The 22,583-nt window shown below is 58.6% G+C and carries 20 protein-coding genes; 15 read left to right on the top strand and 5 right to left on the bottom strand.

Annotation, left to right across the window (positions count from 1 at the left end; all coding sequences use genetic code 11):
• Window positions 1-106: 106 nt before the first annotated feature.
• Window positions 107-1,918, bottom strand: coding sequence for a hypothetical protein (locus J122_RS05775; RefSeq protein ID WP_058092085.1), 1,812 nt, complete (start codon window positions 1,916-1,918; stop codon window positions 107-109).
• 178 nt (window positions 1,919-2,096) lie between these two features.
• Complete coding sequence (gene epmB / locus J122_RS05770; protein WP_061331589.1) at window positions 2,097-3,200, bottom strand: EF-P beta-lysylation protein EpmB; 1,104 nt, start codon at window positions 3,198-3,200, stop codon at window positions 2,097-2,099.
• Between the two features lie 45 nt (window positions 3,201-3,245).
• On the opposite strand from epmB, the gene efp reads away from it, so the two are divergent.
• Entirely contained in the window at window positions 3,246-3,821 is a 576-nt protein-coding gene (efp, locus tag J122_RS05765) for an elongation factor P (protein WP_058092083.1), read from the top strand.
• A gap of 7 nt (window positions 3,822-3,828) precedes the next feature.
• Complete coding sequence (gene epmA / locus J122_RS05760) at window positions 3,829-4,800, top strand: EF-P lysine aminoacylase EpmA (protein ID WP_061331588.1); 972 nt, start codon at window positions 3,829-3,831, stop codon at window positions 4,798-4,800.
• Between the two features lie 8 nt (window positions 4,801-4,808).
• Here epmA and asd read toward each other — a convergent pair whose 3' ends face one another.
• Window positions 4,809-5,675: an archaetidylserine decarboxylase gene (gene asd, locus J122_RS05755; protein WP_061331587.1), complete on the bottom strand. Its 867-nt coding sequence runs from the start codon at window positions 5,673-5,675 to the stop codon at window positions 4,809-4,811.
• Window positions 5,676-5,862: 187 nt separating this feature from the next.
• Here asd and motA point away from each other — a divergent pair, with 187 nt between their 5' ends.
• Window positions 5,863-6,714, top strand: a complete 852-nt coding sequence (motA, locus tag J122_RS05750) for a flagellar motor stator protein MotA (protein WP_061331586.1) — start codon at window positions 5,863-5,865, stop codon at window positions 6,712-6,714.
• A 32-nt stretch (window positions 6,715-6,746) separates the two neighbouring features.
• Window positions 6,747-7,706, top strand: a complete 960-nt coding sequence (gene motB, locus J122_RS05745) for a flagellar motor protein MotB (RefSeq protein WP_061331585.1) — start codon at window positions 6,747-6,749, stop codon at window positions 7,704-7,706.
• Window positions 7,707-7,739: 33 nt separating this feature from the next.
• Here the strand turns inward: motB and rsgA are convergent, their stop codons facing one another.
• A complete protein-coding gene (gene rsgA / locus J122_RS05740) occupies window positions 7,740-8,795 on the bottom strand; it encodes a small ribosomal subunit biogenesis GTPase RsgA (protein ID WP_061331584.1) in 1,056 nt (351 codons plus the stop codon).
• 419 nt (window positions 8,796-9,214) lie between these two features.
• On the opposite strand from rsgA, the gene orn reads away from it, so the two are divergent.
• Window positions 9,215-9,757: an oligoribonuclease gene (orn, locus tag J122_RS05730; RefSeq protein WP_058092077.1), complete on the top strand. Its 543-nt coding sequence runs from the start codon at window positions 9,215-9,217 to the stop codon at window positions 9,755-9,757.
• Here the strand turns inward: orn and queG are convergent.
• A complete protein-coding gene (gene queG / locus J122_RS05725) occupies window positions 9,747-10,841 on the bottom strand; it encodes a tRNA epoxyqueuosine(34) reductase QueG (RefSeq protein ID WP_061331582.1) in 1,095 nt (364 codons plus the stop codon). The two genes, orn and queG, sit on opposite strands and share 11 nt — an antisense overlap.
• A 131-nt stretch (window positions 10,842-10,972) precedes the next feature.
• On the opposite strand from queG, the gene J122_RS05720 reads away from it, so the two are divergent.
• From J122_RS05720 to J122_RS05675, 10 genes are all read left to right on the top strand, one after another.
• Window positions 10,973-12,535: a bifunctional ADP-dependent NAD(P)H-hydrate dehydratase/NAD(P)H-hydrate epimerase gene (locus J122_RS05720; protein ID WP_061331581.1), complete on the top strand. Its 1,563-nt coding sequence runs from the start codon at window positions 10,973-10,975 to the stop codon at window positions 12,533-12,535.
• Complete coding sequence (gene tsaE, locus J122_RS05715) at window positions 12,532-13,029, top strand: tRNA (adenosine(37)-N6)-threonylcarbamoyltransferase complex ATPase subunit type 1 TsaE (RefSeq protein WP_058092074.1); 498 nt, start codon at window positions 12,532-12,534, stop codon at window positions 13,027-13,029. Before J122_RS05720 ends, tsaE begins: the two co-directional genes overlap by 4 nt.
• Complete coding sequence (locus tag J122_RS05710) at window positions 13,026-14,357, top strand: N-acetylmuramoyl-L-alanine amidase (protein WP_061331580.1); 1,332 nt, start codon at window positions 13,026-13,028, stop codon at window positions 14,355-14,357. The genes tsaE and J122_RS05710 overlap by 4 nt, the downstream gene beginning before the upstream one ends.
• 20 nt (window positions 14,358-14,377) lie before the next feature.
• Window positions 14,378-16,273, top strand: coding sequence for a DNA mismatch repair endonuclease MutL (gene mutL / locus J122_RS05705; protein ID WP_061331579.1), 1,896 nt, complete (start codon window positions 14,378-14,380; stop codon window positions 16,271-16,273).
• A 7-nt stretch (window positions 16,274-16,280) separates the two neighbouring features.
• Window positions 16,281-17,327, top strand: a complete 1,047-nt coding sequence (miaA, locus tag J122_RS05700) for a tRNA (adenosine(37)-N6)-dimethylallyltransferase MiaA (protein WP_061331578.1) — start codon at window positions 16,281-16,283, stop codon at window positions 17,325-17,327.
• 34 nt (window positions 17,328-17,361) lie between these two features.
• Entirely contained in the window at window positions 17,362-17,613 is a 252-nt protein-coding gene (gene hfq / locus J122_RS05695) for an RNA chaperone Hfq (protein ID WP_058092070.1), read from the top strand.
• A 92-nt stretch (window positions 17,614-17,705) separates the two neighbouring features.
• Window positions 17,706-19,001: a ribosome rescue GTPase HflX gene (gene hflX, locus J122_RS05690; RefSeq protein WP_227510115.1), complete on the top strand. Its 1,296-nt coding sequence runs from the start codon at window positions 17,706-17,708 to the stop codon at window positions 18,999-19,001.
• Between the two features lie 84 nt (window positions 19,002-19,085).
• Entirely contained in the window at window positions 19,086-20,276 is a 1,191-nt protein-coding gene (gene hflK, locus J122_RS05685) for an FtsH protease activity modulator HflK (protein WP_061331576.1), read from the top strand.
• A gap of 3 nt (window positions 20,277-20,279) precedes the next feature.
• Entirely contained in the window at window positions 20,280-21,155 is an 876-nt protein-coding gene (hflC, locus tag J122_RS05680; protein WP_061331575.1) for a protease modulator HflC, read from the top strand.
• Between the two features lie 174 nt (window positions 21,156-21,329).
• Entirely contained in the window at window positions 21,330-22,511 is a 1,182-nt protein-coding gene (locus tag J122_RS05675; protein WP_061331574.1) for an ATP phosphoribosyltransferase regulatory subunit, read from the top strand.
• Window positions 22,512-22,583: the final 72 nt, after the last annotated feature.

The following is a 22,583-nucleotide window of genomic DNA, read 5'->3' as shown; positions in this document are numbered from 1 at the left end:
TAAGACTTCTCATGGATACGGTCACTTCCGCTGAATGATGCAGGGGTTGGCGATCAATAACAACCCTGGCAGTAGCCGTGGTTCACAGTCTTTCCGACCTTTGGCGTTACAGTGATGGCCACAGGGAGTCGAATTCGTCTTCCGTGGCGCCGGGCGTTGATGGCGGGGCGCCATTCGGACTGGCCAGGGCCGCCGGATTCTGCAGTTTCAGTTCAAACTGGCTGATGCTGCCGGTGGCAGAGACCTTCTTGAGCAACTGCCCCTGATCTTCCCGGCCATCGTGCAGCAATGAGATGCGACTGCCACTCTGGAAGGGCAGTCTCGGGGTTATGAGGGTAGCGGCCTGATTAACCACACTGATCTCCGGCAGTAGCAGCCCCCGGAGGTATTCGCTGCTGTTGCCCACCTTCTGGATCAGCCTTACCCCGCACGGTGCGGCGCTTGGGGCCAGCAGCTCAATGCCGATCTGGGTGCCCTGATTCCGGACCTGACGCAGCCAGCGCACCACGGCGATACTCCAGGGGTGGGATTTCTGTTCACGTACCCCAAGAATCTCACCCGCCTGCAGCGAGGCCGGTACATTGGTTTCCCAGGCAACGCAGTAGCCACCCGGGCTGGTGTTGATCAGCAGGGCATGATGGGAGCGGGGGCGGCTCTTCTCCTGTCCCGTGGGTATGGCGGCCCCGGTACCCGACTTGAAGTTGATCGGTGCATCGGCCGCGTGCAGCCTGTCTTCACTTGGGCCCGCGTCGTGGGCTCCGGCCCAGGCGTCCGTGTTCCGGTTGGCATTGCGGATAAACCGGTTTTCCTGCTCGGGATCAATGGTTTCGTTACCGTTCAGGAACTCGGCAAAGGTCTTTTCACCAGCTACGAAATAGTGGGTGGCCGTCAGGCCGACGCAGACCTCCAGCGTGCCCTGGCTGGAAATGCGGTTGAAATTCCGCTTGGCCAGAATACCCAGCGCCTGGCTGAGATGTGTCAGCAGGGTGTCGCTGATTTTGGGCGATACCTGTAGCCGCGTAGCATCTTTCTCGTGGCTGCGCCTGGCGTGCAGCACCTCGGCCAGCTGCGTGGAAAGATCTTTGGTGTCAAAACCGAAGCTTTCGTCCCCCGGTTTGTTTTCCAGCAAGCTCCGGTAGACTGGCGGGTTGTCCAGCTCCATGTTGATCACGAACAGGCTGTCAGTTCCAATGTCCGGGCCGCACTGGCAGAACTCGGTCCAGGACTCGAACAGCTCGTAAACCTGAGTCAACTCGGCCTGACGCAGTTGATTGGGGCGGGCGCAGCCCAGCAGGAGAATGCGTTTGTAGCTGTCGGCCACAGTACTGGCGCGGCGATGGGTCAGGGTGTCGTCATCGATTTCCAGTGCGGCCAGTTTGTTCCGATGCGCAAACCGGTACAGACGGTGGCACTCCAGCCAGCTCAGGGCCGGGCTTGGGCAGTAGAGCTGATGCGAACGGACAATCGTGGCGCCCAGCTCGGATATGGCGCGGTGAACGGCGGCGGCAACGTGGCGGCGATTTTTTTCCAGACCGCCGTTATCCAGATATTCCAGCACACACAGTTTATAGCCGCTGGCCAGGTGCAACTGGAGGGCCTGGGCCAGGTTGGCAATCTTGCGCTGCTTCTCGGGCAGGGCGATGGCCAGGCCCAGAAAGTGGCGTGACAACTCGTTGCAGACAAAATGAATTTTCTCGCGAACCAGCTCAAGGAACTGCATTCGTTGCTGCGGCGCCAGAAACAGGTGGTTCAGTTCAATAATCGCATGGTAAAGCTGGCGGGATGCCTCACCGATGTTGGCCATCGGTAGCTGGTCAATCCACAGACGAAAGGCCTTGGGTGTCGTATCGCAAAACGACAGGCTTGCGGTTTTCTGTTCAGGAACCTTCAGTTCAGGTTTCAGAATATTGCCTTCCATGATCTCACGCCAGTGTTTGAGTCGCTTTGAGTATGTATCGACCGAAAGTGTCGAAAATACATGCTTTTATTGTCTTTACCTATAGAACTTTAAGATAGCAAACCAATAACAAAAAGCGAGAAGATCATGAGTTGACAATCTTTGACAAGTGTAAGTGGGACCGCTTTTGCGACATGTCTCACGTTACGCTGATGTTGGCCTGATTATCGCCTGTGAAAATAGGGGTTTTACTGGTTTCCCCGGGCAGTTCCCTGACCAGCCTTGGAACCAGAAAGCCCGGCAGCCGCGTCATAAGCGCCCGAACCAGCGCTGCCGCCGCCTGGTCGCTGACATCAAAGTGATGGGCGCCGGCAACGGGATCAAACGCGTGCAGGTAGTAGGGCATAACGCCCGAATCAAACAGGTCTTCACTCAGCCGGGCCAGGATGCTGGCTGAGTCATTGACCCCTTTCAGGATCACGCTCTGGTTGAGCAGGGTCACCCCCACTTCGCGAAGGCGCGCAAAGGCTTTTCGTGTGTCTGAGTCTAGCTCTGCCGGGTGATTCACATGCACCACGAGGATTTTCTGAAGTGGCGAATTGCCAAGCCAGCCCAGCAGGGCGTCGCACACCCGTTGCGGAATAACGACCGGTAGCCGGCTGTGTATTCGCAGGCGCTTGATATGCGGTATGCCTGCCAGGGCTTCGGCCCATTGCGCCAGTAGCCGATCATTCACTGCCAGTGGATCACCACCGCTGAAGATCACTTCGTTAATTTCGGGGGCGGCATTCAGGGTCGCCAGAACCTGCTGGCGGTCGTCCGGACCGAGCCGCTGGGATTCATAGGGGAAGTGGCGGCGAAAGCAGTAGCGACAGTTGATTGCACACTGGCCCGTTACCATCAGCAGTGCCCGGCTCTGGTACTTGCGGATCAGCCCTGTGGTCTGGATGGCGTTGTTCTCTTGCAGCGGATCGCGCACATACCCTGCTTGTTGTCGCGATTCTTCCGCCAGCGGCAGTACCTGTCGCAACAGGGGATCATTGGGGTCACCCGGAGTCATTCGCCGTAGGAAGGGCTCGGGCACCCGCACGGGAAACAGGTGGTGGCCCGCGCTGGCACCCGTGAGCCAGGGCTCTGCCGGCAGCTTCAGACGCCCAAGCAGCTGCTCCGGGCAGGTAACGGATTCTGCCAGAATCTGTTGCCAGCCTTTAGCACAATTGTGGGGCTGTCGACGCGGTTCGGTAGCGATCAATGATGGCTCTTCGTTACGGGCTTCTATACGGGCAGGGGTTCGCTGTATCATAGCGACCTTTGAAATTTTAACGACAGTCTGTCAGGTGGACATTTCATGGCTTCATATTCTACCAACGAATTTCGCAGCGGTCTCAAAGTTTTGCTGGATGGCGACCCCTGTATCATGCTGGAGAACGAGTTCGTCAAGCCCGGTAAGGGGCAGGCGTTCAACCGCGTTAAACTGCGTAACCTGATGACCAACCGGGTCTGGGAGCGTACGTTCAAATCCGGCGAGAGCCTGGAAGCCGCGGACGTGATGGACCAGGACATGGAATACCTGTACACCGACGGTGAGTTCTGGCATTTCATGCTGACCGACGGCTCGTTCGAACAGTACGCTGCCGATGCCAAGGCCGTGGGCGACACTGTCAAATGGCTGAAAGAGCAGGATGTTTACACCGTGACCCTGTACAACGGCGCGCCGCTGACGGTCACACCGCCAAACTTTGTTGAGCTGGAAGTGGTGGATACCGACCCGGGCATGAAGGGAGATACCGCCCAGGGCGGCTCCAAGCCGGCGACACTGTCGACCGGTGCCGTGGTGAACGTGCCTTTGTTCATCACCATTGGTGAGGTGTTGAAAGTAGACACCCGCTCTGGCGAGTACGTTAACCGCGTCAAGAGCAGCTGATCCGACAATGACCGATCAGCCTGTCTGGCAGCCTTCTGCCTCGCGGGAGCATCTGAAAAGCCGTGCACAACAGCTAGCCTGGGTGCGCGGCTTTTTTGCAGAGCGGGGTGTTTTGGAGGTCGAAACGCCGGTGCTCGGACGGCATGGCGTCACCGATATCAACCTCGACGGTATCGCGGCGGCCGTCAACGCTGCCGGAGTTTCTGGCGGCTGGTTGCAGACCTCCCCTGAATATCACATGAAACGCCTGCTGGCGGCGGGCTCGGGATGTATCTATCAGATTGCCCGGGTGTTTCGTAATGGCGAGCGTGGTAGCCGCCATAACCCCGAATTTTCGTTGCTGGAATGGTACCGGGTGGGCCTGGACGACACGGCGATGATGGCCGAAGTGGCTGACCTGGTGTGTGGCTGGCTGGGATGTGATCGCCCGGATGTGCTGACCTACCGTGAGGCCCAGCAAACGCTAGCCGGCATCGATCCGATGGCCATCACGGATCACGACCTGTACCAGTACTGTCAGCAATGGCTGGAGCCGGAGCAGTTGGCCGGCATGGGGCGTGATGATTGCCTGGACCTGGTGATGAGCTTCAAGGTTGAGCCGTTGTTGGGGCGGGGCCGGCCGGTGTTCATTACCCGGTATCCGGCTAGCCAGGCAGCATTGGCCAGGGTTGTCTCAGACGACGATGGCTACCCGGTAGCGCATCGATTCGAGCTCTACATCGACGGGCTTGAGTTGTGCAACGGTTACTGGGAGCTGACCGATCCGGTTGAGCAGCGAGCCCGGTTCGAACAGGACAACCGGCGAAGAAAAGCCGCGGGCAAGCCGGAAATGGCGGTTGATCAGAGTTTTCTGGCAGCCCTGGACGCCGGGCTGCCCGAGTGTTCCGGTGTGGCCCTGGGGTTGGACCGCTTGCTGATGCTGAAAACCGGGGCTGAGCGGATAGAAGGCGTGCTGGCGTTTCCGGTCGAGCGGGCCTGAGCCAGGTCTCAGGTGTTGTTGCTGCCTACCCTGCCAAACGCTTCGCCCATGCGCACGCTTTTGCCAGGAACCTGATTGGCATCCCAGGTTACCGCGCCCTTGGGCATTGCCAGGACAACCGTGGAGCCCAGGCGGAACCGGCCCATTTCCTCACCTTTCTCAAAACTGATCGCATCTTCGCCCCGATAAACCCAGCGGGTTATCTGTGCAGGTTCCGGCGCAATTACGCCGGCCCAGGTGGTTTCCATGCTGCCTACGATCATCGCACCCACCAGAACCAGGGCCATGGGACCTGCCTCGGTATCGAAAATGCAGACAACACGTTCATTTCTGGCGAACAGGTTGGGAACATGCGCTGCGGTAACCGGGTTCACCGAAAAGAACTTGCCCGGAACATAGACCATCTCCCGCAGTGTGCCGGCCATGGGCATATGAATGCGGTGATAGTCTTTGGGCGACAGGTAAATGGTACTGAACTCCCCGTGGCGGAACGGCTCAGCCCGGCTGTCGTCACCGCCGAGGATTTCCGTCAGGCCGAAGGACTGGCCCTTGGCCTGGAAAACTCTGTCGTTACTGATCTGTCCGAGTTGGCTGATGGTACCGTCGACCGGACTGACAAATACATCGCTGCCTTCCGCCACAGTGCGCACGCCGGGTTTGAGGGCGCGGGTAAAAAACGCATTGAACGATGGATAGACGGTAGGGTCTGACTCAGCTGCCTCGCTCATGTTTACGCCGTAGCGGCCGATAAACCAGTTAACAACGCGGTTTTTCAGGGCCGGGGCGCTCGTGCTGTCTGCCAGGCGACCTGCCAGGCGAGAGACAGCGCGTTGGGGCGTAATGTATTGGCTCAGTACGAACAGTTTGTCAAACATCAATAAGTCTCGGTAAGAACAGAGGCGGCAGTGTAACAAAAGCGGCCCCGTGTATAGAAATTGTTTCACGCCTTCGCTGTTCGTTCAGAGCCTTGCTATTATCAGGGCACAGCTCGCCCCGGTCGGGGTGGAGAACCCGTGACTGACCTCGGTCGTTAACGAGATAACAAAAGGCGTATATCTTTTCATGCTGCTGATTATTGGTGCGGTGATAGTTGTTGCGAGTGTGCTGGGCGGATACGTGCTGCACGGTGGTCATTTGATGGTGCTGTGGCAGCCGACCGAGATCTTGATCATCGGCGGCGCGGCGGTTGGGTCATTCATCATTGCCAACCCCATGCACACGGTGAAAGAGGTAGGGCAGGGTTTCATGCGGTTGCTGACCGGCTCGCCGTTCAACAAATCCTACTATATGGATTTGCTCAGCCTGCTATATGAAGTGTTCGACAAATCTCGCAAGCAGGGGGTCATGGCAATTGAGGAGGACATCGACAACCCGGAAAACAGCCAGATCTTCACCCGTTACCCGGCCATCATGAAATCCCGCGATCTTCTGGATTTCATCACCGACTACCTTCGCATTATCAGTTCCGGCAACATGGCGCCCCATGAGCTGGAAGGCATGATGGAAAACGAGATCGATAGTCGTCAGCATGAGCTGGAAGAGCCCGCTCACGCGGTCAACAAGATTGCCGACGCCTTGCCGGGCCTTGGTATCGTGGCGGCGGTACTGGGTATTGTCATCACCATGAACTTTCTCACCGAGGGGCCCGAGAAAATCGGCCTGAGTGTGGCAGCGGCTCTGGTCGGTACGTTCTTGGGTATCTGGATGGGTTATGGCTTTGTCGGCCCCATGTCGATTTCCATGGAACACTCAGCCAAGTACGAGCTGAAGGCTTATGAATGTGTGAAATCGGCTATCGTTGCGACGGTGTCTGGTCAGGCGCCCCAGATGGCCATTGAATTCGGCCGCAAGTCGTTACCCACGGATAAACGACCTGGTTTCCAGGAACTCAACGACCACGTTCGTTCGAAGTGACGAGCTGCGTCCCAATCGCCCGGAGTTGAGTTGTGGAAGAACAGCCGATCATCATCAAACGCAAGAAAAAAGTGGTCGGGGGCCATCACGGTGGCTCCTGGAAGGTGGCCTTTGCAGACTTTGCCACCGCCATGATGGCGTTCTTTCTGGTTCTCTGGCTTACGGCCACAGCGTCTCCCGAACAGAAACTGGCGGTTGAGGGGTATTTCAAAGACCCTGTCGGTTTCATGGAAGGCGGTGCTCGCAGCCCGGTGGACCTGGGGGGTAGTGCATCGGTTATCAACGAAGCGACCCAGGACATCGAATCAAGCCCTGTCCAGATCCAGGACGAAGTGGTTGACCAACTGGCTGACACGCTCGAACAGCGTCGCATGGAACAGCTGTTCCAGGAGCTCCAGGAGCGGATTGAGCAAAGCGAGACCTTGCAGGAATTCAAGGATCAATTGCTGATCGACATCACCGATGAGGGGCTGAGAATCCAGATTGTCGATCGCTCTGGCCGCCCGATGTTCGACAGTGGGCGTGCTGAACTCAAATACTATTCCCAGGACATTCTGTTTGAGCTGGCTCGAACTCTCGGTTCGGTCAATAACAAACTCAGCATTACCGGACACACCGACGCCACGCCATTTGTTGGCCGGCCCGGTTATACCAACTGGGAGCTGTCGGCAGACCGTGCCAACACGGCCCGGCGAGCCCTGGTTGCCGGCGGCGTGCGTCTTCAGCAGATTGCCCGGGTGGTGGGGCTGAGTGATTCTGTATTGTTTGACAAGGAAAACCCGACAGCCCCGGTGAACCGCAGGATCTCGATCATCGTGCTCAACAAAAAAGCCGCTGACAGTATTGAAACCGGCGCGGGCAGGTCAGATCAGCCGTTGATTGACCTCACTCAGCCGACGGAAGAACAGCAGCAGGAAGCGAGAGAGCAACTGGAGCGGGGAGACTGGTTCGAGGAGCGGCCGGAACCGGCGCCCGGAGAGTTGAACTGGTAACGTTCCGCTGGCGCCGTGCGCGGGGCTGTTGCCTCAGGTGATTCTCAGCCCCCGGGACTGTTGTTCTGCCATATCTTGCAGAATCCGGTGAAAACTCTTCAGCCGTTCCCTCGACACCGTTCCGGCCTCTGCTGCCGCATCAAGCGCGCAGCCGGGGTCTCCCATGTGGCGGCAGTTGCGAAACTTGCAAAGCCCGATCAGCGGCCGAATTTCCCGGAAACCATACTCCACTTCCTGTGGGGTCATGTGCCACAAACCGAACTCCCGAATCCCTGGAGAATCAATCAGGTCGCCGCCGCCCGGCAGGTGAAACAGCTTCGCCGTGGTGGTGGTGTGTACGCCTTTGCCGGTACTTTCGGATACCGCGCCCACTCGGAGTAGTTCATCCGGCAGCAAGGTCTGGATGATGGATGACTTGCCCACCCCCGACTGGCCCACGAAAACGCTGGTTTTGTCCCGGACCAGTGACTCCACCTCTGGCGCAGGCTGCCCGGCGCAGGCAGTGGCAGAGGTACGCTCCACCTGGTACCCAAGCGCTTCATAGCGACCCAGCAGCGCATCAATCTGGGCCCGGTTCTGGTCGGTAATAAGATCGGTCTTGTTCAGCAGGATAACCGCCGGAATGTCGGAGCTTTCCGAGGCCACCAGGTAGCGGTCGATAAGGTTGTCGTGAGGCTCCGGTTCCGGTGCAATCACCAGGATAATATGATCGATATTCGCCGCCACTGGCTTCAAGGCGCCGAAGTTATCCGGCCGCTGCAGCAGGTTGTTGCGCTCACAGCGGGCTACGATCACCCCGGTCTCGCTTTTCCCGGGCCGCCACACCACCCGGTCACCGGTCACCAGGTTGTCGATGTTGGCTCGAACAAAGCACCGGAAAACACGCCCGGTGTCGTCACCTTCCAGCGCTTCGATATCCAGTTGCTGGCCATAGTGGGCAATCACCAGGCCTTCCTGTTCAGGCCCCAGTTCGCCGGCTTCAGCTTGCGCTTCCACGGCTTTTTCCTTGCGGTTCAGCCGTTCGGTGCGTTCCTTCTGGATTTTCTCGATGCGCCACTGTTGGCGTTTGTTCAGTTTTCTCTTGGCCATCGGCTCTCAAATGTTCCGGGAAAGTGGTGTGACACATGATACGTGAATCATGGACAATGGGCAGAGTTTCTAAACTTTGCACATGGCCGTCTGGATCCCGACTTGGGTGCAGGTGCCGGCCGGGGACACCTTTCCGGGAGACGCTACGAGCACATCCCTGTGCGCTTGACTGAAGCCATCCATGGCTTCAGACACTCCCGGAAAGGTGTCCCCGGCCAGCACCCCGATCTACAAAGTGGGTTTCAATTCGACATGCGGCCAGCAATAAGCATGGATGTGGAGGTGTGGTGTGGCTTTTCGGAAATTTCGAAGGCCATGGATGGCCTGAGAGAAGCGCACATGGATGTGCTCGTAGCGGTTTCCGAAAAGCCACACCACACCTCCACCAGCACCCAAACTAAACCGCATAGGAATATATAATGCCCAACCACAACCGTTTAGTGTGGATAGACCTAGAGATGACCGGCCTGGATCCGGAGAAAGAGCGGATCATCGAAATGGCCACGATAATTACCGATTCAGAATTGAACCTGGTGGCTGAAGGCCCGGTAATTGCCATTCACCAGCCAGACAGCCTGCTGGATGCCATGGACGAATGGTGCACCAACACCCATGGCGCCAGCGGCCTGACCCAGCGGGTGAAAGATAGCAAAACCTCCGAAGCCGAAGCGGAGCAAGAAACCCTGGCCTTCCTGAAACAGTACCTGTCCGCCGGCGAATCACCGCTGTGTGGTAACAGCATCGGCCAGGATCGCCGCTTTCTGGTGAAGTATATGCCCGAGCTGGAAGCCTTCTTCCATTATCGTAACCTGGATGTCTCCACCATCAAGGAACTCGCCCGCCGCTGGCGCCCGGATGTACTTGATGGCGTGAAAAAGAAAGGCAGCCACCTGGCCCTGGACGACATTCGCGATTCCATCGACGAACTTCGCCACTACCGGGAGACCTTTTTCAAGCTGTAATGCCGTGCTGCTGTAGCGCCCAGGCCACATGCTCCCGCACCAGCGCGGAAGAGTGGTCGGCCCGCTGTTTCAGTGCCTCGATCACCGGAATGGTGCTCGGGGCGTTGCCCAGCCCGACCGCCAGGTTGCGTAGCCAGTTTTCATAACCGGTTCGGCGGATGGCCGAGCCTTCGGTACGTTTCAGGAACTCGTCTTCTGTCCACAGAAACAGCTCGGCCAGGGTGCTATTGTCCAGGCCGTGCCGGGGTTGAAAGTCGTTTTCCCGGGTCGGTTTGTTGAATTTGTTCCAGGGGCAGACCAGTTGGCAGTCGTCGCAGCCGAATACCCGATTGCCCATCTTTGACCGCAGCTCTTCCGGAATGGGCCCCTTGAGTTCAATGGTGAGATAGCTGATGCAGCGGCGGGCATCCAGTAAGTGAGCGCCAACGAAGGCGTCGGTAGGGCATACCTCCAGGCAGGCGGAGCAGGAGCCACAATGCTGGCTGTCAAAGGCTTCGTCCACCGGCAGCGGAGCGCTGGTAAAGATTTCACCCAGAAAGAAGAATGAACCGGCTTTGGGGTGAATCAGCATGTTGTTCTTGCCAATCCAGCCCAGCCCAGCCCGCTGGGCGAGCCCGCGTTCCAGAACCGGTGCGCTGTCTACGAAGGCTCGGTAGTCGTAGCCGCTGACCGCGGAATCAATCTTTGCCGCCAGGGTGGCCAGCCGTTTGCGCATCAGTTTGTGGTAATCCCGGCCCAGAGCGTAACGAGTCACGTAGGCGGTTTCGCGGTTAGTCAGTACCTGCTTCGGATTGTCCGGAGCGGGCAGGTAATCCATCCGTACTGAGATAACGCGGGTGGTACCGGGCACCAGTGAGTCGGGGGTGTAGCGTTTGTCGCCGTGGTCTGCCATATACGCCATGTCGCCATGGTAGCCGGCTTTCAGCCACTGTTGCAGGCGTTCGGCGTGGGGCCCGGTATCAGCGCAGGTGATACCGGCGTCGGCAAAGCCGAGCTCGCTGGCCCAGGCCCGGATCTGGTCGGGCAGGGCATGCAGTGCCTCATGTTCGGGCCGCTCGGAGCGGAGCTCTGGGTTTGACGTCATGGGAGAAGTCGGCTGTGTAACCTGCGAAGATTTAATTTGATTAAGTTATGACCTTTTTCCCTGTTTTGCTATTCTTTACAGGTATCTGGCCAGTTTTCTTAAACCGGTTTCTTTAGCTGGAGCTTTGGCGAATGCCAATACGCAATGCAAGCAGTCTACCAGAAGCGCTCTACTCCGCCGACTCGGTGCGAGCAATTGACCGCTACCTGATTGATCAGCAAGGCGTTGATGGCTTTGAGTTGATGCAGGCCGCTGCCCGGGCGGCCTTTCGCCAGTTGTTGCGTCACTGGCCTGTCCCCGGGTCGATTCTGGTGCTTTGCGGTGCTGGTAACAACGGCGGCGATGGCTACTTGGTGGCTGCGAATGCTCACAGGCATGGCATCGCCGCCCGGTGCATTGCGGTAGCACCGACGGGTAAGTTGGCCGGGGACGCACTTAACGCGCTGAACCGGGCCCGTGCGGAAGGTGTCAGTGTTGAAGATATCGGCGAACTGGGCGAAGACGGATTGGAAAAACATCTGTCGTCTGCAACCCTGGTGGTGGATGCGATGCTGGGTACAGGAGTGACGGGTTCGCCCCGGGAGCCCTTTGCAGGTGTGATTCGGCGGGTTAATGAATCGGGTTTGCCGGTATTGGCGGTGGATTTGCCGTCCGGCCTGAATGCCACAACAGGCTCTTCAGTGGGTGATGTGATTCAGGCCAAGGTAACGGTGACTTTCATTGGCGCCAAGGCTGGCTTGTACACGGGTGCCGGTGCCGGTGTTTGCGGTGAGGTAGTGTTTGAGGCTCTTGATACCGGCCACGATATCTCTGGCAGTGGCCAGCCGCCGCTTGCCCGCTTGCAGTCCTGGGCCCAGTGCAAGGAACAGCTGCCTGTCCGTCCGTTTGATGCCCACAAGGGGCGTTTTGGCCACGTGTTGGTGGTTGCCGGTGACCGGGGTTTTGGTGGCGCCGGTATCATGGCGGCCGAGGCGGCGTCCCGGGCCGGGGCCGGTCTGGTTACCCTGGCTACCCGCCCGGAACATGTTACGGCTGCGCTTGCCCGCTGCCCGTCCTTGATGGTGCACGGGTTGATCCATGGCTCAGAATTGCCGCCATTATTGGCCAGGGCCGATGTGGTTGTGTGTGGTCCTGGCATGGGCAAGCTGGCCTGGGGGCAGCAGATGCTGCAACAGGTTGAACAAAGCGGGCTGCCGCGGGTGTTGGATGCCGACGCGCTCAATCTGATGGCCGGGCGAGTGCCCGTGGTGTCTGATAGCCATATACTGACGCCACACCCCGGCGAGGCGGCGCGGTTGTTGGGTTGTGATGTCGCTGACGTTGAGGCGGACCGGGTGTCTGCAGCCCGCCGGCTGCAAACCATGCTGGGCGGGGTGGTGTTGCTGAAAGGCGCGGGTACCGTTATCGCCAGTGGCTCGGCACTTCCGGTGATTGTTCCTGGTGGTAATCCGGGCCTGGCGACCGGGGGCATGGGCGATGTTTTATCCGGCATCGCCGGCGCGTTGCTGGCACAGCTGAAGGACCCCCAGCAGGCCACGACAATGGCTGCGGCTCTGCATCTGGCCGCGGCGGACCAGGCGGTGCAGACTTATGGCTATATGGGGCTGACGCCCACGGATGTAATCAGCGCCTTGCCAAAGGTGCTGTGGGAAGCAGAAAAGGTGAACAGCCGTGACGACCAGGAGGCGTTATGAGCATTTTCGGCAATGAACGCCGGTTGTTTCTGGAGAGTGAAGCGGAAACAGAGCGCTTGGGCGGTGAGCTTGCCGGGCTGGTGAAGGCATCCGATCAGGGCATTGTGGTGTTCCTGGATGGCGATCTGGGCATGGGGAAAACCACTCTGAGCCGCGGTGTAATGAGAGGGCTCGGGCATGTGGGAGCGGTTAAAAGTCCAACGTATACCCTTGTGGAGCCCTATGAAGACCTGGACCCGCCGGTATACCATTTCGACCTTTACCGTCTGGGCGATCCCGAGGAGCTTGAGTACATGGGAATCCGCGATTACTTTTCGGGCGGCAGTTTCTGTCTGATTGAATGGCCGGAGCGGGGAGAGGGTGTTCTGCCAGAGCCAGATCTTGAAATCCACCTGGAACGGCAGGGAGAAGGCCGGTCGGTAGTACTGCGTGCCCGATCGGAGTTCGGCGCCTCCCTGTTGAATCAAATAGAGCTGATAGGGCCTGATTCATGAGACTTTTTCTGTGTTTGATGGTGGCTCTGGCGGCTAACCTCGCTCAGGCTGCTACCCAGATTGAAGGCGTGCGGCTCTGGCCCGCGCCTGACCACACGCGCCTCGTCCTTGATACTGCCGGTAGTGTGGAGCACAACGTGTTTGCGCTATCCGGGCCCTCGAGGTTGGTAATCGACTTGAAAAATACCTCCCTGAAAGCGGATTTCAGCAAAGTGGACCTCAGTGGCAGTCCGATTGAGCGGATCCGCAGCGCACCGCGCAATGGCAGCGACCTCAGAGTGGTACTCGATCTGAAAAGCGACATCAAGCCCCGCAGTTTCGTGTTGGAGCCCAATCAGCAATACGGGCACCGGCTGGTGGTCGACCTGATTGACGAGAAGGGCAGCCGTCTCGAACGGGCTGCCAGCCCCACGGTGACTCAGGATTCAGCCGGCAAGCGGGATATCATCATCGTGATCGACCCCGGCCACGGCGGTGAAGACCCAGGTGCGATAGGCCCCAGAGGTACCCGGGAAAAAGATGTTGTGCTCAGAATGTCCAAAACCCTGGCGGATCTGATCAACAAGCAGCCGGGCTTTACCGCCAAACTTACCCGCACCGGGGACTATTACATCGGGTTGCGCAATCGCACGTTGCTGGCGCGCAAGTACAACGCGGATCTGTTCGTCTCGGTGCATGCAGATGCCTTCAGAACACCTCAACCCAGTGGCGCATCGGTATTTGCCCTGTCCCAGCGGGGAGCGACCAGTGAAACCGCGCGCTGGCTGGCCCAGAGCGAGAATCGCTCTGATCTGATTGGCGGTGCTGGTGGCGTGTCTTTGGACGGTCGCGACGATATGCTGGCGGGTGTTCTGCTGGATCTCTCCATGACCGCCAGCATCAATGCCAGTCTCGGGGTGGGGAGCTCTGTGCTGGGGCAGTTGGGCGGTGTTGCCAAGTTGCACAAGCCCGGTGTTGAGCAGGCGGCCTTCGCGGTTCTGAAGTCTCCGGATATACCGTCAATACTGGTGGAAGCCGGGTTTATCTCGAACCCGAAAGAAGAGCAGAACCTGGCCACCGAGTGGTATCGCAATCGACTGGCCAACGCCATCATGGACGGTATTCACGAGTATTTTCAGCGAACGCCTCCACCGGGCACGCTATTGGCCTGGCAGAAGGAAAATCAGAAAGGTGGCGGGCAGGTTAGCCGGTACCGTATCCAGCGGGGTGACACCTTGTCTGGTGTGGCCCGGCAGAACCAGACCACCGTCAGCGAGTTAATGCGCTTTAACGGGATGACCGATGATCGTGTTATGGTAGGGCAAACCATTCGCATCCCCTCATCCTGATCAAGAGGTAGTTCCCGGATATGCCCCACATTCAGTTGCTATCGCCCCGGCTCGCCAACCAGATTGCTGCGGGCGAGGTGGTGGAGCGGCCTGCATCCGTCGTCAAAGAGTTAGTGGAAAACGCGCTGGATGCAGGTGCAAGCCGGGTTGATATTGAAGTGGAGCAGGGTGGCGTCAAGCTGATCCGGGTGCGTGATGATGGCTCGGGTATTGACGAAGCCGACCTGCCGCTGGCCCTCAGCCGCCATGCCACCAGTAAAATCCTGACCCTCGATGACCTGGAAGCTGTCGGTACATTAGGCTTTCGTGGTGAAGCCCTGGCCAGTATCAGTTCCGTCTCGCGCCTGGCACTCACGTCCCGCACCGAAGCCCAGGAAGCCGCTGCCCGAGTGGAGGTGGAAGGCCGGGATATGGATGCCCGTCTTTCTCCGGCCGCGCACCCGGTGGGAACCACCGTGGAAGTCCGTGACCTGTTCTTCAACACGCCAGCCCGGCGCAAGTTCCTGCGAACGGAAAAAACCGAATTCAATCATGTGGAAGAGTGTATTCGCCGGCAGGCCCTGAGCCGATTTGATGCTGGCTTTACCCTGCGCCACAACCAGCGTGTGGTGCAGAGCCTGCGGCCAGCAGAGTCGGAGGTCGACAAGGAGCGACGTATTGGTTCGCTGTGCGGACAGCAGTTTATAGACAACGCCGTTATTATTGACGCGGAAGCGACCGGCCTGCGGCTCTGGGGCTGGGTGGCATTGCCCACCTTCTCGCGCAGCCAGGCGGACCTGCAGTACTTCTTCGTGAATGGCCGGGTCATTCGGGATAAGCTGGTCGCCCATGCGGTGCGACAGGCCTACCGGGATGTGCTTTACAACAACCGCCACCCCGCCTTTGTGCTCTATCTGGAAGTGGATCCCGCCACCGTCGATGTCAACGTGCACCCCACCAAGCACGAGGTCCGGTTCCGGGATGGTCGGTTGGTCCATGATTTTATCTTCCGCACCCTGCACCGGGCTCTGGCTGATGTTCGCCCGGATGATCATTTGCGCGGTGCGGTCGCTCAGTCTTTCGGGCGCGAGCCAGAGGCAGTTGTTGCCAACCCCGCCGGTCATCCAGCTGGGATGGGGGCATCGCTCCCCGATCGGGCGCCGCCCGTAGCTGGTGGTTATGCCAACGGAGGCGGCTTTGGTGTTGGGTCGGCTTCCCAGCCGCAGCAGGAATGGAAGGCCAGTGACCAGATGGCGTTCTATCAATCCCTGAATGAGGGCGGGGGGGTTGCTTCCCGGCCTGACCATGCCAGCCAGCCGGTTGCGGTCACGCCTCCACGAGACACCGATGAAGAGCCGCCCCTGGGTTATGCCATCGCCCAGCTACATGGCATCTACATCCTTGCCCAGAGCCGGGCTGGCCTGATCGTTGTTGATATGCATGCTGCCCATGAGCGCATCACCTATGAGCGTATGAAGCACGCCCTGGCCGAGCAAGATCTGAAAAGCCAGCCCCTGCTGGTGCCGTTGTCACTGGCGGTAAGCCAGAAAGAGGCGGCGCTGGCGGAAACTCACGGTGAGGAGTTGCAGCACCTGGGGTTGCAAATTGAACGAATCGGCCCGGAGACCCTGGCTGTGCGACAGATTCCTGCGCTGCTGCGGGGCGCCGACACCGAACAACTGGTCCGGGACGTGCTGGCGGATCTGATTGAGCATGGGCAGAGCGACCGGGTAGAAGCCGTCACTCACGAATTGCTGGGCACTATGGCCTGCCATGGTTCTGTTCGGGCAAACCGGCAACTCACCATTCCGGAAATGAACTCGCTGTTACGTGACATGGAAGCCACCGAGCGAAGCGGCCAATGCAATCACGGCCGCCCCACCTGGACTCTGGTCACGCTGTCAGAACTCGACAAACTGTTCCTGAGGGGGCGTTAGTCACTCCATGTCGGACACTGAGCGTCAACCGGGGCATGCGCTGCCGCCGGCTATCTTTCTGATGGGGCCGACGGCTTCCGGCAAAACCGATATGGCCATCGCCCTCTGTGACATGCTCCCATGTGACATCATCAGTGTCGATTCCGCGATGATTTACCGGGGTATGGATATTGGTACCGCAAAACCTGATGCCGAAGAACTGGCCAGAGCACCTCATCGCCTGATCGACATCTGTGATCCTGCCGACAGCTATTCCGCTGCGGATTTTCGTCGTGATGCGCTTGCCGAGATGGCAGATATCACCCGCCGCGGCCGCATCCCGTTGTTGGTTGGCGGAACCATGATGTATTTCAAGGCATTGTTGCACGGTATGTCCGACTTGCCCTCCGCTAACCCGGAGTTGCGGGCGCGCATCGAGCAGGAGGCGGCAGAGCACGGTTGGGAGCACCTGCACCGGGAACTGACAAGCCTTGATCCCGTTGCCGCCGGGCTAATCCACCCAAATAACCGCCAGCGGCTGATGCGGGCACTGGAAGTTATTCGCCTGACGGGCAGACCCATTTCTGAAATCTGGCAGGCGCAATCGGGAACTTCTGAACAGGAGGCGGTGTCAGGTATTGAGGATTACACGTATTTTACCCGTTGGCAGGCAGACGAAACCCCGAGCCTGCCGTATACTGTTTTCCAGTTTGCCTTGGCTCCAGCCGAGCGTTCTGAGCTTCATCGGCGTATAGGGCTTCGTTTTCAGGCTATGCTTAATGCAGGGTTTCTGGACGAAGTCCGTGCACTGATGAAGCGGGGTGATCTCAGTCCTGACATGCCTTCGATGCGTTGCGTTGGCTATCGGCAGGCGTGGGATTACCTGACGGGTAGCTGTGATTACCAGACTTTCGTCGACAAGGGCGTGGCCGCCACCCGACAACTGGCAAAGCGGCAGCTGACCTGGTTGCGAAAATGGCCGAATGTTCACTGGCTGAACGCCGGTGATCCGCAAGTGGTGGTTAATGCCTTGAAAAAAAGCGGCCTTGGCACCACATTTAAATCAGAAAAATGACGATCTGCACTTACTTATAAACAGGAGAACTCACATGTCAAAAGGGCATTCTTTACAAGACCCTTACCTCAATGCATTGCGCAAGGAACGCATTCCGGTTTCTATCTTTCTGGTCAACGGCATCAAGCTGCAGGGCCAGATCGAATCCTTTGACCAGTTTGTTATTCTGCTGAAGAACACCGTCAGCCAGATGGTCTACAAGCATGCGATTTCCACTGTGGTCCCTGCTCGCAATGTGCGCCTTCCGCCGCAGAACCCGGCAGGTGAAGGTGAGTCTGAAGACTGATCTTTCCGGAGTTTCCGGTTTCTACACCCGCGTTCCAGGACAGCCCGAGAGCTCGAATGGCCGCGGGTGTTTGTTTTTATGGAGTTTAACCTATCTTGTTTGAGCGTCCTGACGTTGGAGAACGGGCGGTTCTCGTTCACATAGAATTCACCGCCCACGATGATACCGAAGACCCCGGTGAGTTTCGGGAACTGGTGACCTCCGCCGGCGTTGAGCCGGTGATGATGGTGACAGGCTCCCGCAAGCAGCCCAACCCCCGGCTTTTTGTTGGCGAAGGCAAGCTTGACGAAATCCGCGATGCCGTTGCCGCCAGCGAGGCGGACGTGGTGCTTTTCAACCATGCCCTCAGGCCCAGTCAGGAGCGCAACATCGAGCGGGAGCTCAAGTGTCGGGTGCTGGACCGTACCGGCGTTATCCTGGACATTTTCGCCCAGCGTGCCCGTACCCACGAGGGCAAGCTCCAGGTGGAACTGGCTCAGCTGGAGCATATGTCAACGAGGCTGGTTCGAGGGTGGACCCACCTTGAGCGCCAGAAAGGCGGTATCGGTCTGCGGGGGCCCGGTGAAACCCAGCTTGAAACCGACCGTCGATTGCTGCGGGAACGCATCAAGTCTATTCACAAGCGGCTTGAGAAAGTCCGCAAACAGCGTGACCAGGGCCGCCGTGCCCGCAAACGGGCCGATATTCCGACCTTGTCCCTGGTGGGCTACACCAACGCTGGGAAATCCACATTATTCAACCGAATCACCACAGCCAGCGTATATGCTGCTGATCAGTTGTTTGCGACGTTGGACCCAACCTTGCGTCGTCTGGAACTTCCGGATATTGGTCCGGTCGTAGTGGCGGATACGGTCGGCTTCATCCGGCATTTGCCCCACAAGCTGGTAGAGGCTTTTCGCGCAACACTGGAAGAAACCACTCAGGCAACGTTACTGCTGCACGTGATTGATTGTCACGACGAGCGTCGCGATGACAACATGGAACAGGTGGAGAGCGTGCTGGCGGAGATCGGTGCGGACGAAATACCGGTCCTTCAGGTGTTCAACAAGATTGACCTGTTGGATGGATTTGAGCCCAGGATAGACCGGAACGAGGATGGTGTGCCCGTTCGGGCCTGGGTGTCTGCGGTGACCGGGCAGGGTCTTGAGCTTCTGTTCGATGCGCTGGTTGAACGGCTGGCGGAGGACGTTGTGCATCACTTTGTGTTGCTTGGGCCGGCCGATGGCAAGCTTCGCGCCCTTCTGCACGAGGCTGGGTCTGTGTTGAGTGAAGAACACCGGGAGACCGGTGATACAGTGCTGGAGGTGAGGTTGCAAAACCGGGACTGGATGCAGTTGCTGAGCCGGGCGGGCGTCAGGGAAGAAGCGCTCAGGCTGGAGATTCGATGAGTCCGAAAGCCGCAAGCTATTGCCGGGGCGTTGATAAATCCCTAGTATTTGCAGCCATTCGATAATACATGAACGGAGAGAACTATGGCCTGGAATGAACCGGGTGGAAACCGTAACGACAACGATCCCTGGGGAACCGGGGGTGGTCGTCGCGGCAATGATCAGGGGCCACCGGACCTGGATGAGGCGCTGAAAAAAGGCCTTGAAAAGCTGAACAGGATGCTGGGTGGCAAAGGTGGCAACTCAGGCAATTCCGGCGGTAGCAGCTCCGGTGGCAGTGCTGGCGGGTTTGGTGCCGTCATTGCGCTGGCCGCCATACTGGCGCTCGGCTACGTCATTTTTCAGTCGTTCTACACCGTAGACGAGCAGGAACGTGCCGTTGTGCTCCGTTTTGGTGAATACAGCACCACCGAGAACCCGGGTTTGCGGTTCAAGGTGCCGTTGATTGATCGGGTGTATAAGGTCGGGGTAACCAACGTCCGTACCGCCCAGTCCAGTGGCCAGATGCTGACCATGGATGAAAACCTGGTCACGGTCGATCTTCAGGTTCAGTACCGGGTAAATAACGCCCGTGACTACGTTCTCAACGTCAGGGATTCTAACGAGGCCCTGTCGTTTGCCACTGACAGCGCCCTGCGCCATGAAGTGGGCAGCTCCACCCTGGACGAAGTGCTGACAGAAGGCCGGGCTGAACTGGCTATTCGTGTAGAGCAGCGTTTGCAGAGCTTCCTGCGTGAATACGGCGCCGGCCTTGAAGTGGTCCGCGTCAACGTTGAAAGCACCCAACCGCCCTCAGCGGTCCAGGACGCTTTCCGTGAGGTTCAGCGCGCCCGTGAAGACGAGCAGCGTCTGAAGGAAGAAGCCGAAACCTACCGCAACCGGATCGTACCGGAGGCTCGTGGTCAGGCCCAGCGTCTGATTGAAGAAGCCAACGCCTATCTGGAAGAAGTGGTTGAGCGTGCCCGAGGTGAGAGCTCTCGTTTCACTCAGCTGCTGGAAGTGTATGAAATTGCGCCGGCGGTTACCCGCGAACGCATGTACATTCAGGCGGTGGAACAGGTGCTGGCGAACAGCAGCAAGATCTTCATCGATACCGAGAGCAGCGGCAACATGATGTACCTGCCTCTGGATCGTCTGATGCAAGGCACTGGTGGTTCATCAAGCGGCTCCCGCTCATCTGGCGGCAGCAACCAGGCCGATATCGGCATGCTGACGGACCAGGTGCTGCAAGAGCTGCGCTCGCGTCAGGACACCAACATTCGGAGGAGCAGATAAGTTATGGGACCCAAAGCTGTTGTGGGCCTTGCAGGCGCTCTGATTGTTGTCCTGCTTGTGCTGTCAAGTGTATACATCATCCCGGAAACCCACCGGGGCGTTAAACTGCGGTTCGGTGAATTGGTCCAGACCGACATTCCGGCTGGCCTGCACTTCAAGGTGCCGGTGATTGACCAGATCCGCGAGTTCGATATCCGGGTATTGACCATGGACCTGCCGTCTCGCCAGTACCTGACGGTGGAAAAGAAGCCTTTGGACGTAAACTCCTACGTGGCGTGGCGCATCCGTAACGTGGATCAGTTCTACCGCTCCACGGGCGGGGATGAATTCAGGGCTCGGTCTCTGATTCTGTCTCGGGTCGATAATGGCCTGCGGGATGAGTTCGGTGTTCGCACCATGCACGAAGTGGTATCCGGCCAGCGGGATCAGCTTATGAACACGCTTCGTGACCGGGTGAATTCCAACGTGGTTGGAGAGTTCGGTATCGAAGTCCTGGATATCCGGGTAAAAGCGATTGAGCTGCCGGGGCAGGTCAGTGAGAACGTCTTCCGCCGGATGGCTGCTGAGCGCCAGAAGCTGGCCCAGGAATTCCGTTCCCGGGGCCAGGAGCTGGCCGAGGGTATCCGGGCTGATGCAGATCGCCAGCAGACGGTTATTCTGGCCACAGCGTTTGCTGAAGCCGAGCAGACCCGCGGTGCCGGTGATCGTGAAGCTGCGCAGATCTACGCAGATGCTTACGGTTCCAACGAGGAATTCTACAGCTTCTATCGCAGCCTGCAGGCCTATCGCAATACCTTCTCGGGCAAGGATGACATCATGGTGATCGATTCCGACAGCGCATTCATGCGCTTCCTGAAGGACCCGATGGGCGCCAACTGATCGGCTCTGAAGATCAAAAAACCGGAATACCTCGGTATTCCGGTTTTTTTGTGTCTGCCAACGGTGTAGAATTTCGCCGGTTTTGCTTTGGGTTTTCAGCCCCTGGCATCCTAAATCCTGAGTCATTCCCCCGGAGTGTTTTGCCGGCGCGGGAAAAACGGACAACAGAATCTCATGACTGTATCTGATCGCTGGTTACTGCCTGACGGGGTGGAAGACATTTTGCCGCCGCTGGCCGGACAGATCGAATCCCTGCGACGGGATGTAATGGATACCTGCCAGCGCTGGGGTTACCAGCTGGTTATCCCGCCGCTCATTGAATACCTTGAATCCCTCTTTACCGGTACGGGCCACGACCTGGAGCTTCAAACCTTCAAGCTCACCGACCAGTTGACCGGTCGCATGATGGGCGTGCGCGCCGACATGACGCCACAGGCGGCGCGCATCGATGCCCATACCCTGGGGCACGAAGGCATCACCCGGCTTTGTTATGCCGGCCATGTCTTGCACACCCGTCCGCGCCATATGCTGACCGGCCGAACGCCGATCCAGGCCGGTTGCGAATTGTTTGGCAGTGCCTCGGAAGCCGCCGATCTTGAAGTGATCAGTCTGATGCTGGAAGCGCTCCGGGTTGCGGGCCTGCGCCGTGTGCATATGGATCTGGCCCATGTATCGATTTACGAGAGCCTGATCACCGAGGCAGGCTTTGATCGGGACACCGAAGCGGCCGTCTTCGATGCCATGGCACGCAAATCGGTGCCTGAGCTGGATGCGCTCCTGGGCGATTGCCCTGCCGGTTCGGGCGGTGCACGCCTGCGTGAGCTTGCCCGGGTCAGCGGGGGCGTGGAAGCACTTGACGAGGCTCGCTCGATTCTCAGCGGCGCCTCGACCGCCCTGGATGCGGCCCTGGATCAGTTGGGGCGGGTGGCAGAGATGCTGGCCAGGGATTATCCAGAGGTCAGTCTTGGCTTCGATTTCTGCGAACTGCGTGGCTACAACTACCACACCGGGCTGGTGTTCGCGACCTATGTGCCCGGCCATGGTGATGCGGTGGGCAAAGGCGGCCGTTACGATGCCATCGGCAGTGATTTTGGCCGGGCTCGCCCTGCCACAGGATTCAGTCTCGATATCCGGGCCCTGGTGTCGCTGGGGGAACGTCCGTCCAAAAGGTCTGGTGCCATCTGGGCGCCTGCGGAGGCGGATTCAGCCCTTGAAGGTGTGATCTCCGGCCTGAGAATGACCGAAACCGTGGTACGGGCCCTGCCCGATGACACTGACACCAATCCGGCCGAGCGTGGCTGCGATCGTCAGCTGGTCAAAAAGGATGGTAAGTGGGTTGTTGAGGCACTGGCCTGAGTCGCCGGGTGTCGGTTTCACTGGATTAATGTGCAGGACTTGAGCCTTCGGCTCGTCTGAATTGAGAGAGAA

It is taken from the genome of Marinobacter excellens LAMA 842 (assembly GCF_001574445.1).
Classification (GTDB): domain Bacteria; phylum Pseudomonadota; class Gammaproteobacteria; order Pseudomonadales; family Oleiphilaceae; genus Marinobacter; species Marinobacter shengliensis.
This window is presented reverse-complemented; position numbering and strand designations above follow the sequence as displayed.